The following is a 12,884-nucleotide window of genomic DNA, read 5'->3' on the forward strand; positions in this document are numbered from 1 at the left end:
AAGCCGTTCACATGATCAGCGTTTCGGGCCTCGGGAAGGCGTTCGGCGGCCAGGTCCTCTTCCGCGACGCCACCTTCCTTCTCAACCCCGGCGAGTGCTACGGCCTTGTGGGGGCGAACGGATCCGGCAAGACGACGCTCCTGAACATCCTCGGGGGCACCGAGGACGCCACGGAGGGATCCGTCACCATACCGAGACGGCTCCAGGTCGGCGTCCTTCGCCAGGACCACTTCCTCCACGACGATGAGGAGATCCTCGGCACCACGCTCATGGGGAACCCCGACCTGTGGCGCGCCATGGTCGAGCGGGAGGCGCTGATCGAGGCGGAGGACGGAGAGTTCGACGCCGACCGGTTTTCCGAACTCGAGGAGATCTTCCAGCGCCACGACGGCTACACCGCGGAGGCCCGCGCGGGCGAGATCCTCGAGGGCCTCGGCTTCCCGAGCGACATTCACCGCCGCCCACTCTCCACGCTTTCCGGCGGGTTCAAGCTTCGGGTGCTGCTCGCACAGGCGCTCGCGGGTACACCCGATGCCCTCCTCCTGGACGAGCCGACGAACCACCTCGACATCCTCTCCATCCGGTGGCTCGAGAAGTTTCTGCGCGAGTACGAGGGAGCGATTGTCGTCATCTCCCACGACCACCGTTTTCTCGACAATATCGCTACGCACATTCTCGATATCGACTATGAAACCGTCACGGCCTACAAGGGCAACTATGACGACTATCTGGCCCGAAAGAAGGAGGACCAGGAGAGACGCGAGAAGGAACTCGCCAAGCGGGAGCGCGAGATCGCCCACCACCGACAGTTCGTCGACCGCTTCCGGGCCAAGGCGAGCAAGGCCCGGCAGGCCCAGAGCAAGCTGCGCCTGATCGAGAAGAGGGCCGAGGGACTACAGCCGCTCCCGGTCTCCTCCCGGCGCTACCCGAACTTCCGCTTCGAGTCCCGCCGTCCGAGCGGACGCACCGTCCTCGGCGTCGAGGGCGTGAAGAAGGCGTTCGGCGACAACGAAGTCCTCCACGGCGTCGATCTCACGCTCGAACGCGGCGACCGCATGGCGATCATGGGCCCCAACGGAATCGGCAAGTCGACCCTGCTCAAGATCGTGATGGGCGAACTCGACCCCGACGCCGGCGGCGTCACGTGGGGCTACGAGACGCATCCGAGCTACTTCGCGCAGGACCAGGAGGCACGCTTCGAGTCGCCGGGTCAGACGGCCGAGGACTGGATCGCGGGGTTCTGCCCAGGCCGGACCCTCGGTTTCGTGCGCGGCGAGATGGGGCGGGTGCTCTTCACGGGCGACGACGCCAAGAAGCGGGTCGGCAATCTCTCCGGGGGCGAGGCCGCGCGTCTCGCTTTCTGCCGGATGGCGATCGAGCGGCCCAACGTCCTCGTCCTCGACGAGCCCACGAACCACCTCGACCTCGAATCGATCGAGTCGCTGGTCGAAGCGCTACGCGGCTACGACGGCACGCTCATCATCGTCTCGCACGACCGCTGGTTCGTCTCCCGGCTCGCCACCCGCATCGTCGAGATCTCCGAAGAAGGGATCCGCGACTTCAAGGGCAGCTACGAGGAGTACGTCCACTACTGCGGCGACGATCACCTCGATGTGGACACCGTCGTCCTCCGGGCGCGGAAGGAGAAGCGCGCCGCCCGCGCCTCCACGGCTGTAACTCCCGGCGCCAGTGACCTCCCCGTTCCGGGAAATCCACGACGCGGCGATGGCGCGGGAACCGCGCGGGGAAACCGGAACCGCTACCGGGGCGGCTCGCTGCGCAAGAAGCGCGACCGGATCACGGCCGGCATCGAGGCTGCCGAAAGCCGTCTCGCCGAAATAGATGCGGTCTTCGCCGACCCCACCTTCTATGCCGTCACAGCCCCCGAGGAGATCCGCACACTCGAGACCGAGCGCGCCGCCCGCCAAGGGGAACTCGACGAACTGATGAGAGCCTGGGAAGAGGTCGAGACGGAACTCGCACGCCGCAACTAGGCGCCCACCATTCCAACCTCGTCTTGGTTCGGTTGTTTGGGCACCAAGCTCCCCCGCCGCGTCAACGGTCTCTCAACTGCCTGGAGAACAGCGGCTACAGCGGCCACACGACGGGAAGGAAGAAGACGACCATGAGCATCATGAGCAGGAAGAGCGGCGCGCCCACCTTCGTGTAGTCGACGACCTTGTAGCCGCCCACACCCATCACGAGCAGGTTCACAGGGTGGCCGAAGGGGCTCAGGAAGGCGCACGACGAGCCCACGGCCACCACCATAAGGAGCGCCCGCGCCGAGAGATCCAACTCGGAGGCCGCGCTGAGCGCGATCGGCGCGACAAGCACGGCGACCGCCGAGGTGGGGACGAACTGCGCCGCGAGCGCACAGATGAGGAAGATGCTCGCGATGAGGACCCGCGGTCCCATCTCCGCCGCCCGCCCCACGACTTCGCGCGCAATGAGTTCCGCCGTGCCGGAGTCCTCCATCGCGAGACCCAGCGCCAGCATCCCTCCGAGAAGCATGACGACTCGCCATTCGACGAACGTGTAGACCTCGTTCCCCTTCACGCACCCCGTGAACACCATCAGGAGCGCGCCGAGAAGCGCCGCGATGTAGACGGGGAGCAAGTTGAGGGAGGCCGCGAGGATGAAGCCCACCATGATCGCGCTGGCGATCCACGCCCTGTCGACGCGGAAGACCTCATGCAGTTGTCCGTGAAGGACGAGGAAGCGCGGGTCGCGCGCAAGGAGGGCAATCTTCTTCCTCGGGCCGTAGACCAGCAGCGCGTCCCCGAACTCCAGCCCCGTGCGCGCGATGCGGATGTTCGAGTGGAAGGCCCGTCCCCCCCGGAAGATGGAGATCAGGTTCAGGCCGTAGGACTCCCGGAACAGGACGTCTCGCAGCGTCTTCCCCACCAGGTCGGAACTCGGGGCCAGCGTGACCTCGGCGAACCCGACATCCTCCGACTCCAGTTCGCCCACCGAGGGTCGTTCCTCCGCCGGAACGAGCGCCTGGAGCGCCTCCAGGACGGCGAAGGAGGCCGGGGCCCCTTCAACGATGAGGCAGTCACCGGCCCGCAACCTCTCCGATGCGCTCGGCAGGGCGATGTCGCCCGCCTCGCGCTCGACCTCCAGCACCGTGAGATCGAAGGCGCGCCTGAGGCTGGACGCGGCGAGCGTCTTTCCGTCTAGCCATGACCCCTCCGGGATATCGAGCCGCATCAACCATCTGTACAGCTCGTATTCCTCCGTGGCCGAGCCGATGTCCGTCCACCCGATCGAGGCGAACTCGGTCGCGTAGCGGAGTTGCTGGAGCTGGTCCTCCCGGCCGAGCAGGAGGAGCGCGTCCCCCGCATCGAGCTTCACCTTCTGGAACGAGCCGCTCAGAACCTGGCCGCGACGCCGGATGGCAAGGACATGGGCCTGGAAGCGGTTGCGGAAATCGATGCTCCGAACCGTGCTGTCGACGAGGTCCGATTTCTCGGCGATCTCGACTTCGGCCAGGACGGTCGAGTCCTTCACCAGACGTCCCAGGGCATCATCCGATTCGCGGTGTCTGGCGAGGTGACCCCACTCATGCAGGCGCTCGAGCGCCTCGATCCGTCCCTCGACGATGAGCACATCTTCGCTTCGAAGGACGAAGTCACGTTCGGGAGCCCGCACGAGGCTCCCCTTGCGGCGTACGGCCAGCAGGTCGTACCCCAGCGCCTGTCCCAGACGGGCCTCGACGAGCGAGCAGCCATCGAGCGCGGAGTCGGCCGGAATCCGGAGCGCGATCAGCGACTCGGCAAGCCGGTAGCGGCCGCTGAGGTCGATCTCGTCGCCCCCCTCGTCGTCCCCGGTGGATCGGTCCGGCAGGAAGTATCTCCCCGCAACAACTACGTACAGGACCCCCATGGCGAGCGCGGTCGCACCGACGGGCGTGAAGGAGAAAAAGCCGAAGCCCCCCTGCCCCATGCGCTCGAGGATCGTCGAGAGGAGGATGTTCGGTCCCGTACCGATGAGCGTCGTCATGCCGCCGAGGAGCGCGGCGAAGGAGAGGGGGATCAACAGCCGCGAGGGACGCATGCCGAGGCGGCGGGAGATCTCGATCACGACGGGGATGAGGAGCGCGACCGCCGCCGTGTTGTTCATCACGCCCGACATGATCCCCGACGTGAGCATCAGCAGCGCAGTGACCCGCACCGGAGAATCGCCCGCCAGCCGCAGCACCTGGGCGCCGACCAGGTTCGCGACTCCGGTCTTGTAGAGTCCGCCGCTCAGCACGAGCACGGCCGCGATCGTGACCACGGCGGGGTTGGCGAATCCGTCGATGGCGCGCGCCATCGGGATGACACCGGAGATCGCCAGGGAGAGGAGCACCATGAGCGCCACGCCGTCGTAGCGGACCCATTCCGTGACGAAGAGGACGACCGCCACCGCGACGATGGCGAGGACGATGACGACGTCGGCCGTCACTGTCCCGACCTCTGCCCCGGCCGCTGAATCGTCGACACCGCCTGCGCCAGCCCTCGCGCGGTGAGCGTCCCGGCATGACGCCGCCGGCCGAGGAGGATGAGCGGCATGTCCGTCCTCCGGGCGATCTCCAGGGCGTAGGCGCCGATCGCCGGTTCGCCCCGGCCGCGGCGTTCCATCCCCATCACCACGAGATCGCTCTCCTGTCCCAGGCGGGCGACCGGCTCCACATGGTCGTCCGTGTGTTCGAAAGCGACGTCATGCGGACCCGCCGCCTCATCCCTCGCGAGTTGCCGCACGGTGCGCTCGACTCTTCGTCGCTGGTCGGGAGACGCGTCGGACGGGAGCGTGCGCATGAACGTGACCCACCGTTCGGAGGAGCGCGACAGACTCCCGAGCAACCGCGCGCGAAGTTCGCTGTGGTCGCGCCGTCCCTTCACCGGGACGAGAATGCGCCTCGCTTCCTCGATCCGCCAGCGAGGCGGCGCCCGCACGATGACCACGTCCGCGTCGATCCTGGAGATGAGACCCTCGAGCTGTGACTCGACCCCCGGTTCCGTGAGTCGCGGCAGCCCCACGAGCACCGTTTCACACGGCTGGCTGTTCGCCACGCGCGCGATCTCCCCCCACACGTCCGACGCGATCGTGAACAGCGTCTCCGGCAGGATCGAGTCCTCGAGGCCGCGCCCCACCGACTCGCCGAGGATGTCCTTGGCGTCCTGCAACACCGCGTCGCCGGAGAGCGCGGGACGACCCTCTCTCGGGATCACCGACAGCAGCAGGATCCGGCCGACGCTCGGGGCGCGTACAGTCGTGGCCACATCGACCAGGCTCGCGGCGCTGGCGGGGTTTCCGATGGGTACGAGCACGAGCGGGCTGCGGCCGCGCAGACGGGCCAGGTCGGGGTCACGCGCCTGGGCGCTCGCGTCGGCAAGACGGGCTCCGGGCGCGAGCAGAATCAGGTAGAGCGCCACGCCGAGGCCGAGCCACAGCGCCACCACCCGTCCCGCCTCGGGTACGGCGATGGCCTGGAAGATCGCCAGCCCCAGGCAGAGGGCCGCCCCGACGGCGGGAAGCGTCGCCGGACGCGCGTGGCCGGACCGCATGCGCGCGAGTATCGCGGCCCAATGGACCATCGCGAACGAGATGAGGAAGATCAGACTCGATGCAGCGCCCGCGGAGGCGACATTCCCCACCGCAACCGCGATCAGCGTCATCATCCCGCCCGTCGCAACGACGGCGATGGCGGGCGTCCCCGTTCGCCCCCGCATCTCCCCGATGTGGTGCGGAAGCGTCCGGTCGCGCGCCATCGAGAACGCAACGCGCGAGGCCCCGAACAGGTTTGCCTGCAGCGCGGAGAGCATCGACAAGAGTCCGGCGCCGATGACGAACCAGTAACCCGCCGGCCCCATGAAGCGCTCGGCGGCCTCGGCTACGAGCCCCTCGGGGTGGGCCTGCGCCGCGGCCTGGATCCCCTCGGGCGGCGCGCCGACCGTCGCGACGATGACGAGGAGGGGGATGTAGACGACAAGTGCGATCCCGAGCGACAGATACATCGCACGAGGCACCGTGTGGCGGGAGTCCCGAACTTCTCCGCCCACCGCCGCGATGAGGTCGAATCCCTGCAGGGCGATGAAAGTGTAGCCCATGGCCTGCAGCAGGCCGAGCGAGCCCTCGGGTGCGAATGGGCTGAGCCGCTGCAGCGCCTCGCCGGGTTCGCCGACGATCCACGCGATGAACCCCCCGGCGATGAGCACCGCGAAGACGACGACTTTACCGACCGTGGCCGCGTTGCCGCCTCCCGTGGTGCGCTGCACGAGGATGAGCGAGTAGACGGCCACGGCGCCGATCGCAAAGCCGACCTGCGTCCGGCCGTATCCAACCCAGTCCCATGAGGCGCCCAGCGTGGGCGCCAGCCGTACCAGGCCTTCGACGAGGAAGGCGGCGAAGCCCAGTGCGTAGAGGACGCCGGCCACGATGGAGGCGAACCACACCACCCATCCCACCACGAAGGCGACCTCGATCGAGAGCACCTTCTTCGCGTAGGTGTAGATGCCGCCGGATTCCGGGAAGCGCCGCGCGAGGCGGGCGAAGCTCATCGCCGTGAGGAAGGCGATCCCGCCGTTGAGAGCGAAGGCGAGGATCGCGGCGGGACCAGCCGTGGCGAAGGCGACGCCGGCGAGCGCGAGGATCCCGCCCCCCACGATCGCGCCGACTCCGAGCGCCGTCGCGCCGTAGAGTCCCAGATGCCGTTCGCTCATCCCCGAGTCCCCAAAGAGGTGCCGGCCGCCTTGCCGGCCGTCGCGCCGGTAGCGGTGCTGCTGGCGGTGCCCGTTGTCTCCGCCGGAGGGCCCGCTAATCTTGGGGCGCACCCCGACAATGTCACCCCGATACCCCGCCGGAGCGCGAGTGAACGCCCCATCCCTCTTCTCCAAACGGTCTCTTGAACTCCGGGCGCGCGTGCGCGAGTTCATGGAGACACACGTCCACCCCAACGAGGCGACCTTCCATCGGGAGATCGACGCGGCGGAGAACCGGTTCTCCACGCCTCCGATTCTCGAGACGCTGAAGGGGCGGGCGCGCGACGAGGGACTGTGGAACCTCTTCCTCCCTCCCGACGCGGTAGCGGACGACGATCCGGCAGGCGCACCGGGCGACGATCCGGGCAGGCGCCGCGGCGCGGGCCTGTCGAACCTCGAGTACGCGCTCATCTGCGAGATCATGGGACGCGTGGAATGGGCGCCCGAAGTCTTCAACTGCAACGCGCCCGACACCGGCAACATGGAGACGCTGGCCCGCTACGGAACGCGGGCACAGCGGAAGGAGTGGCTGGAGCCGCTGCTGGCCGGGGAGATCCGTTCCTCCTTTGCGATGACGGAGCCGGACGTGGCGTCGTCGGACGCGACGAACATCCGCTCTTCCATCGTGCGGGACGGAGACGAGTGGGTCATCAACGGCCACAAGTGGTGGGCGACGCAGGCCCCCCGGGCGGAGTGCCGCCTCTTCATCTTCATGGGCAAGACGGACCCCGACGCGGCACGCCACCGGCAGCAGTCGATGGTGCTCGTGCCGCGCGACGCCGCCGGCATCGAGATCGTGCGGCCGCTCGGCGTGTTCGGCTACGACAGCGCCCCCGTCGGCCACGGCGAGGTGCGCTTCACCGACGTGCGCGTGCCTGCCGACAACATCCTCCTCGGCCCGGGCCGCGGGTTCGAGATCGCGCAGGGCCGCCTCGGTCCCGGCCGCATCCACCACTGCATGCGCCTCGTCGGGGTCGCCGAGCGCGCGATCGAGGACATGGCCGAGCGGGCGAGGACCCGCGTCGCCTTCTCCGGCCCCCTCGCCGAAAAGGGCGCACTCCGCCATGCGCTCGCCGAGTGCCGCATCGCCGTGGATCAGGCCCGGCTCCTCACCCTGCACGCCGCCCACATGATGGACACCGTCGGCAACAAGGCGGCCCGGCGAGAGATCGCGATGATCAAGGTCGTCGCGCCCCGCATGGCCTGCCGCGTCCTCGACCAGGCGATCCAGGTCCACGGCGCCCTCGGCGTGAGCCCCGACACGTGGCTAGCGGCCGCCTACGCACACTCGCGCACGCTGCGGCTGGCCGACGGCCCGGACGAGGTCCACCTCGAGGCCCTCGCCAAACTCGAACTGCGGGGGTCGTAGGGAAGATCGCGGCGAGCCCCAGGCGGCGCCCGGGGTGCTCTCAGGCACCGCGGGCGAAGCTCCATCCGGCTTCAGCCAGGATCGACGCCTTTGCGCCGACCTCCAGCGCGTTCCGCGAACTCGCGTTGCCCTGGAGGGCGCGCGCGTACACCCCCTGACAGATCGAGGCGAGCCGGAACAGGCCGAACGCCATGAAGAACTCCCAGTCCGGAACCCCGTCGCGTCCCGTCCGCCGGCAGTAGGCGGCGACGTAGTCCTCCTCCGACGGAATCCCCAACGCCTCGCAGTCGATGTCCCCCAACCCCTTCCACAGGGGGCCTTCGGGCAGGTGATACGTCATGCAGTTGTAGGCAAGGTCGGCGAGCGGATGCCCGAGCGTCGACAGTTCCCAATCGACGATGGCCACGACCCTCGGTTCCGTCGGATGCAGGATCATGTTGTCGAGCCGATAGTCGCCGTGCGCGATCGTCGTCTCCCGCTCCGAGGCGTCGCTGGCGGGGATGTTCGCGGGGAGCCACTCCACGAGCGCCTCCATGGCCGGGATCGGGTCGGTCCGGGCCGCCTCGTACTGTCTTGTCCAAACCGAGGTCTGCCTCGCGACGTAGTCCGACGGTTTTCCATAGTTCCCGAGGCCGAGGTCGGCCCAGTCGACGGCGTGCAGCCGCGCCAGCGCCTCGTTCATCGCGTCGTAGATCGCCGCCCGTTCGTCAGGCGAGTCGATCTCGGGCAGCCCCGGCGCCGAGGGCACGCGTCCCTCCACGTGCTCCATGACGAAGAACGCCTGCCCGATCACGCCGGGGTCCTCGCACAGGTGGATCATCTCGGGTACCGGGACGTCCGTGTCCGCGAGCGCGTTCATGACGCGGTATTCGCGCTCGATGAGGTGGGCCGAGGGGAGCAGGTCACCCGGCGGCTTCTTCCGCAGGACGAAGTACCGGCCACCCGCCTCGAGGCGATACGTGGGATTGGACTGGCCGCCCTGGTACTGGAGCGCCGTCAGGCCGCCTCCGAACTCAGGCAGTCCGCAAGCGCACAGGTAGTCCGCGAGCCGCCGCTCGTCGAGGATGTGCGTGGTTGTGACGGGTCCCAGCGTGGCCAACCGATGTCTCCAATGGCGCGCGATCCGTGGTCAAGGAGGGATAGTAGACGTTCCCGCGGGAGCGGTGGAATGTGGATATGGTTGTGATCGTTTAGCTTAGGGGTTCGGCGGGCTCCGAATCCCGCCGATTGATTCCCGCTGATCGCGATTTCAGCTGCGAACTCTCCGCCGACTCTCCAGCGCCTTCCTGAGCCGTCCCTCATCGGCCTTCTGATAGCATCTGAGCACCGTTTGCGCGTTCTTCCAGCCGCCGAGTTCGCACAGGACCTTGAGCGGCAGGTCCATGAGGTCGGTTGCGAACTTGCGCCTGAGCGAGTGCCACCCGCGGCCCCGCTTGGGTTCCAGTCCGGCGATTACCTCGGCCCGCACCCACCAGTCGCGCGCCAGAGAGCGGCTTACGCACACTGACGGGTCCCTCCGCGCGGGGAGCAGCGGGGCGTCCCCGGTCCCCTGGCTCATCCTCCGCGCCTCTTCCAAGGCAGCGAGCGCCTCGGCGGTCAGGGGCGTGGTGTGTTCGTAGCCCGTCTTCTCGTGCCTCGCACGCCACCGCACCACTCCGGATTCGAAATCGATATCCGACCACCTGAGCTGTCGGATAGCGCCGATGCGGTGTCCCGTCTCGTGCGCGAGCACAAGCGCGACGCGGAACCGCCGGTTGACTCGTCGGGACGCGCGGAGCAGCGCCTGGTACTCCTCTTCGTCGAGGACGATCCGGGTGGGGTTCTTCTCCCTGGGCTTCCTGAGGCCCTTGAGCGGGTTCCGGTCCAGCAGCAGGCGGCCTCGCTCATCCCTCGACCTTTCGGCCCAGTTGAGGACCGCGATCAGAAACGTCAGGTCCCATTCGATCGTCCGGTCGGACACGGGCCGTCGACTCGGTCCGATCCTGCCAGCCCGCCGCTCCCGAATGAACCGATCCCAGTCGCGCTGCGAGAGCGTGGCCGGATCGCGGTCCCTGCCGAAGAACTGGAGGAACATCCTCGTCGCGACCTTGTCGCTCCGGCGGGACCGTTCGCCCTTGGTGGGCGTCACCTCCTCACCGTAGATGTCAAATAGCGTGCCCAGCGTGAGCGGCTTGGGCTCGGCTTCCCGGCGCCCGTTCAGCTCCGGTCCTGCGAAACCGGCGGCAGCCTCGTCGGCCTGCCGCTTCGCGCGAGCCCATTCGCGGTGTTTCAGCGACCGGCTCAGCCTGCGCCCGTTCTCCCGCCACTCGATCTGAAGCAGGCCGGTCTTCGGATCCGGAAAGACCCGGACCCGGTTCCGGCCCCATTCTCCGGCGCTGTAGCTGCGCCGACCTCGTTTCGTGCGTGCCATCATTCGATTCCTCCGAAGATGGACTGCACGATCCGCCTGTCGGAAAGGTCGCGAGGAAGCGGCTTGTCCGCCAGTCGCTTGATCGGCTCGTGCCGCGCGCTTCATATCCGTCCCTTCTCGCGGAGCCGCCAGTAGCCCGTCTCCCTCGGCAGGTAGTGGGGCTTCAGGTAGACGCGGCGGGCCGGAAGCGATTTCACGCCGTCGTACGGGAGGCAGATCGCCTGGTAGTTGGCCAGGAGAGAGAACTCGCGCGGCGTGAACACCGGCTCCGTCTGCTGCCGAAACGACTTGCTCGCGCCGATGGTGCCCCGTCCCCCTCCGGCCCGGCCGGACAGAAGCGAGAACTCGGGCCTGCCCGTGGTCTCGGTGAACGTGTAGGAGGCCCGCGTCTTCATGACGCTGCCGCACATTTCCGACGCGATCCGGGCCGACGCCTCGTCGGATAGGGACAGGAAGATCCGGGTGCGGAGCGTCTGGACGAGCGTGCGCCACGCCTCGCCCGAGGGCAGCACGGAGCGGAGCGAGGAGATCGACTGCGTGGCGACGATCGGGATGCACCGGCACTGCCGCGTGAGTGCGAACGCCTTCTCGTCGCCGGAAGGGTCGTCCTGCCCGACCGTCGCAAACGCTTGGTACTCATCGCAGATGAACACGGCGGGCCGCATGTAGCGGTCGGGGCGGCGCGCGGCCTCGGCCGGACGCCGGAGCAGCGCCTGCATCCACGCATTCTTGAGCAGCACGCCAATGGCGCGGGCAAGGGCGGGGTTCGCTCCGGCGGGCATGTTCAGGGCGAGCACCTTGCCTTCGTCGATCAGCTGCGCGAGCGGCGGCAGCCTCCGGCGAAGTCCCGGCATGGCATGGGCGGCACCATCGGCATCGTGATTCCCGGCGGGTGCGGACTCGGCGGGCGGCGGCGGGCAGAACACCCTGGCCACCTCCGGCAGGTCGAAGAGCGACAGGAACACGCTGATGCCCTCGACGATCGAGGTGCGGAGCTTGGCGTCCAACGCCATCCAGTCGTGTGAGTACCACCGCTCGATGGCCTCGACCTGTTCGGCGACCTCCCGGCCCGCGCCTCCGCCGGCCTCCTCGGTCTCGAAGGCGACGCCAAGTTCGTCGAGCCGGGATCCCAGTTCCGGGTCCAGACGGCACCCCACGTTGCCGGTGCCGGGCACGCGCTCCCACGCCCATGCCTCCAGCGCCTGCGGGTGGGCGATCATGTCCTCATGAGAGATGACGGCGCGCTTCGGACGGAGCCGGTCCGCGAGCTCCCGCGCCTCGGCGATCCTCCGCCCCAGGAGTTCGGCGTCCACGGTGCAGCGGTAGATGTCCCGGAGCGTGACCCAGCCGCCCGGCAGGAGCCGGTGCAGCTCGATGATCCACCGCACGAGGTTCGTGTACGCCTGTTGCCAGAACGGTTCCCCGCTCTTGCCGAAGAGCTGGTTGATGAGCGACGCGACGCCGTAGGCCGCCGAGTAGGAGTCGAGCAGCGGGTCGTCGAGCGGGTTCCACTGCCAAGACCCTCCGAGCCCGATTTCGAGGTAGTCGTCACCGCGCCCGGCATCGTCGAGGATGCTCCGAACCTGATGGCAAAAGTCTCCCTTGACCTCCAGCACGAGTGCGCCCGCGCGCTTGCGCGCATCGTCGGCCCGCCACGAGAGAAGCTGCTTGGCGAACGGGTACATGCAGGCCGTGGTCTTGCCGGTGCCGACGGCCCCGACGACAAGCACGCCGGTGTAGAGCCCCTTCTCGGGGACGACGAGCCACGAGGGCCGCTCGCTCTCCCGCGCCACGGTCGGATGGTGCGTCTCGCCGATCACCAGCGAGGGCGCGTCGTCGTTCGGCGAGGTGGGCCACTTGGGCAACCTGCCCCTGCGGCGGAACCTGAAGAGCGGCTGCAACCAGACGCGCCAGACCGAAAGGACGAGCGCGCCCGCGAGGATGACCGCGACGCCGGGCGCGGCGTAGTACCAGATGCGGATGGCGGCGTGGATGCCCGGATCGTTGTAGGCGATCAGGTCGAGATAGGGGTTGTCGCCGACGGCGGGGAACGGCAGTTCGAGCGCGTGCGCGCCCGCCGTTCCGATGGCGGCACCGATGACGGCGACCGTCGAGTTCCTCATCGGCGAAGCCCCCTTCCTGGAGGGATCGTTGGTACGGGAGCGACCCGGCGGGGCGGGCGGCATGGGCCTGCACATGCCGAACCGCCCCGATGCCGCACCAGGCATCCCAAAGGGCCGGGTCGCTCCCGTCCACGGCCCGGAGACCCGGATCGGCACCGGCGATCCGCGGGCCGTGGCACAACCCCAAGCCTTCCAGCAACTTGCGTAACCCGGGTTCCGCACAACACGGCGGCATTCCC

At 68.5% G+C, this 12,884-nt stretch carries 8 protein-coding genes; 3 read left to right on the forward strand and 5 right to left on the reverse strand.

The genetic code is table 11. From position 1 onward, the window contains the following. Positions 1–11 precede the first annotated feature (11 nt). Positions 12–1,994, forward strand: coding sequence for an ABC-F family ATP-binding cassette domain-containing protein (locus ACOOGH_RS08650; protein ID WP_420448533.1), 1,983 nt, complete (start codon positions 12–14; stop codon positions 1,992–1,994). Positions 1,995–2,088: 94 nt separating this feature from the next. Here the strand turns inward: ACOOGH_RS08650 and ACOOGH_RS08655 are convergent, their stop codons facing one another. Continuing rightward, complete coding sequence (locus ACOOGH_RS08655; RefSeq protein ID WP_420448534.1) at positions 2,089–4,446, reverse strand: SLC13 family permease; 2,358 nt, start codon at positions 4,444–4,446, stop codon at positions 2,089–2,091. Further along, entirely contained in the window at positions 4,443–6,704 is a 2,262-nt protein-coding gene (locus tag ACOOGH_RS08660; RefSeq protein ID WP_420448535.1) for an APC family permease, read from the reverse strand. The genes ACOOGH_RS08655 and ACOOGH_RS08660 overlap by 4 nt, the downstream gene beginning before the upstream one ends. Positions 6,705–6,915: 211 nt before the next feature. On the opposite strand from ACOOGH_RS08660, the gene ACOOGH_RS08665 reads away from it, so the two are divergent. Next, positions 6,916–8,112, forward strand: a complete 1,197-nt coding sequence (locus ACOOGH_RS08665; RefSeq protein ID WP_420450095.1) for an acyl-CoA dehydrogenase family protein — start codon at positions 6,916–6,918, stop codon at positions 8,110–8,112. Positions 8,113–8,152: 40 nt separating this feature from the next. Here ACOOGH_RS08665 and ACOOGH_RS08670 read toward each other — a convergent pair whose 3' ends face one another. The 3 genes from ACOOGH_RS08670 to ACOOGH_RS08680 all read right to left on the reverse strand — a co-directional run bounded on the left by ACOOGH_RS08670 (position 8,153) and on the right by ACOOGH_RS08680 (position 12,645). Then, positions 8,153–9,211, reverse strand: a complete 1,059-nt coding sequence (locus ACOOGH_RS08670; protein ID WP_420448536.1) for a phosphotransferase — start codon at positions 9,209–9,211, stop codon at positions 8,153–8,155. 150 nt (positions 9,212–9,361) lie between these two features. Then, on the reverse strand, positions 9,362–10,525 hold the full coding sequence (locus ACOOGH_RS08675) for a tyrosine-type recombinase/integrase (protein WP_420448537.1): 1,164 nt from the start codon (positions 10,523–10,525) through the stop codon (positions 9,362–9,364). Between the two features lie 98 nt (positions 10,526–10,623). Beyond that, a complete protein-coding gene (locus ACOOGH_RS08680; RefSeq protein ID WP_420448538.1) occupies positions 10,624–12,645 on the reverse strand; it encodes a type IV secretory system conjugative DNA transfer family protein in 2,022 nt (673 codons plus the stop codon). Here ACOOGH_RS08680 and ACOOGH_RS08685 point away from each other — a divergent pair. Continuing rightward, positions 12,620–12,853: a hypothetical protein gene (locus ACOOGH_RS08685; protein ID WP_420447566.1), complete on the forward strand. Its 234-nt coding sequence runs from the start codon at positions 12,620–12,622 to the stop codon at positions 12,851–12,853. The two genes, ACOOGH_RS08680 and ACOOGH_RS08685, sit on opposite strands and share 26 nt — an antisense overlap. Positions 12,854–12,884: the final 31 nt, after the last annotated feature.

The organism is Candidatus Palauibacter sp. (assembly GCF_965213655.1).
Taxonomy (GTDB): Bacteria; Gemmatimonadota; Gemmatimonadetes; order Palauibacterales; family Palauibacteraceae; genus Palauibacter.

Bases quoted from the DNA above. Each gene is read 5' to 3' on its own strand.
- ACOOGH_RS08660 (WP_420448535.1), bottom strand. From the start codon at position 6,704: ATGAGCGAACGGCATCTGGGACTCTACGGCGCGACGGCGCTCGGAGTC.
- ACOOGH_RS08685 (WP_420447566.1), top strand. From the start codon at position 12,620: ATGACGGCGACCGTCGAGTTCCTCATCGGCGAAGCCCCCTTCCTGGAG.
- ACOOGH_RS08650 (WP_420448533.1), top strand. From the start codon at position 12: ATGATCAGCGTTTCGGGCCTCGGGAAGGCGTTCGGCGGCCAGGTCCTC.
- ACOOGH_RS08675 (WP_420448537.1), bottom strand. From the start codon at position 10,525: ATGATGGCACGCACGAAACGAGGTCGGCGCAGCTACAGCGCCGGAGAA.
- ACOOGH_RS08680 (WP_420448538.1), bottom strand. From the start codon at position 12,645: ATGAGGAACTCGACGGTCGCCGTCATCGGTGCCGCCATCGGAACGGCG.
- ACOOGH_RS08665 (WP_420450095.1), top strand. From the start codon at position 6,916: ATGGAGACACACGTCCACCCCAACGAGGCGACCTTCCATCGGGAGATC.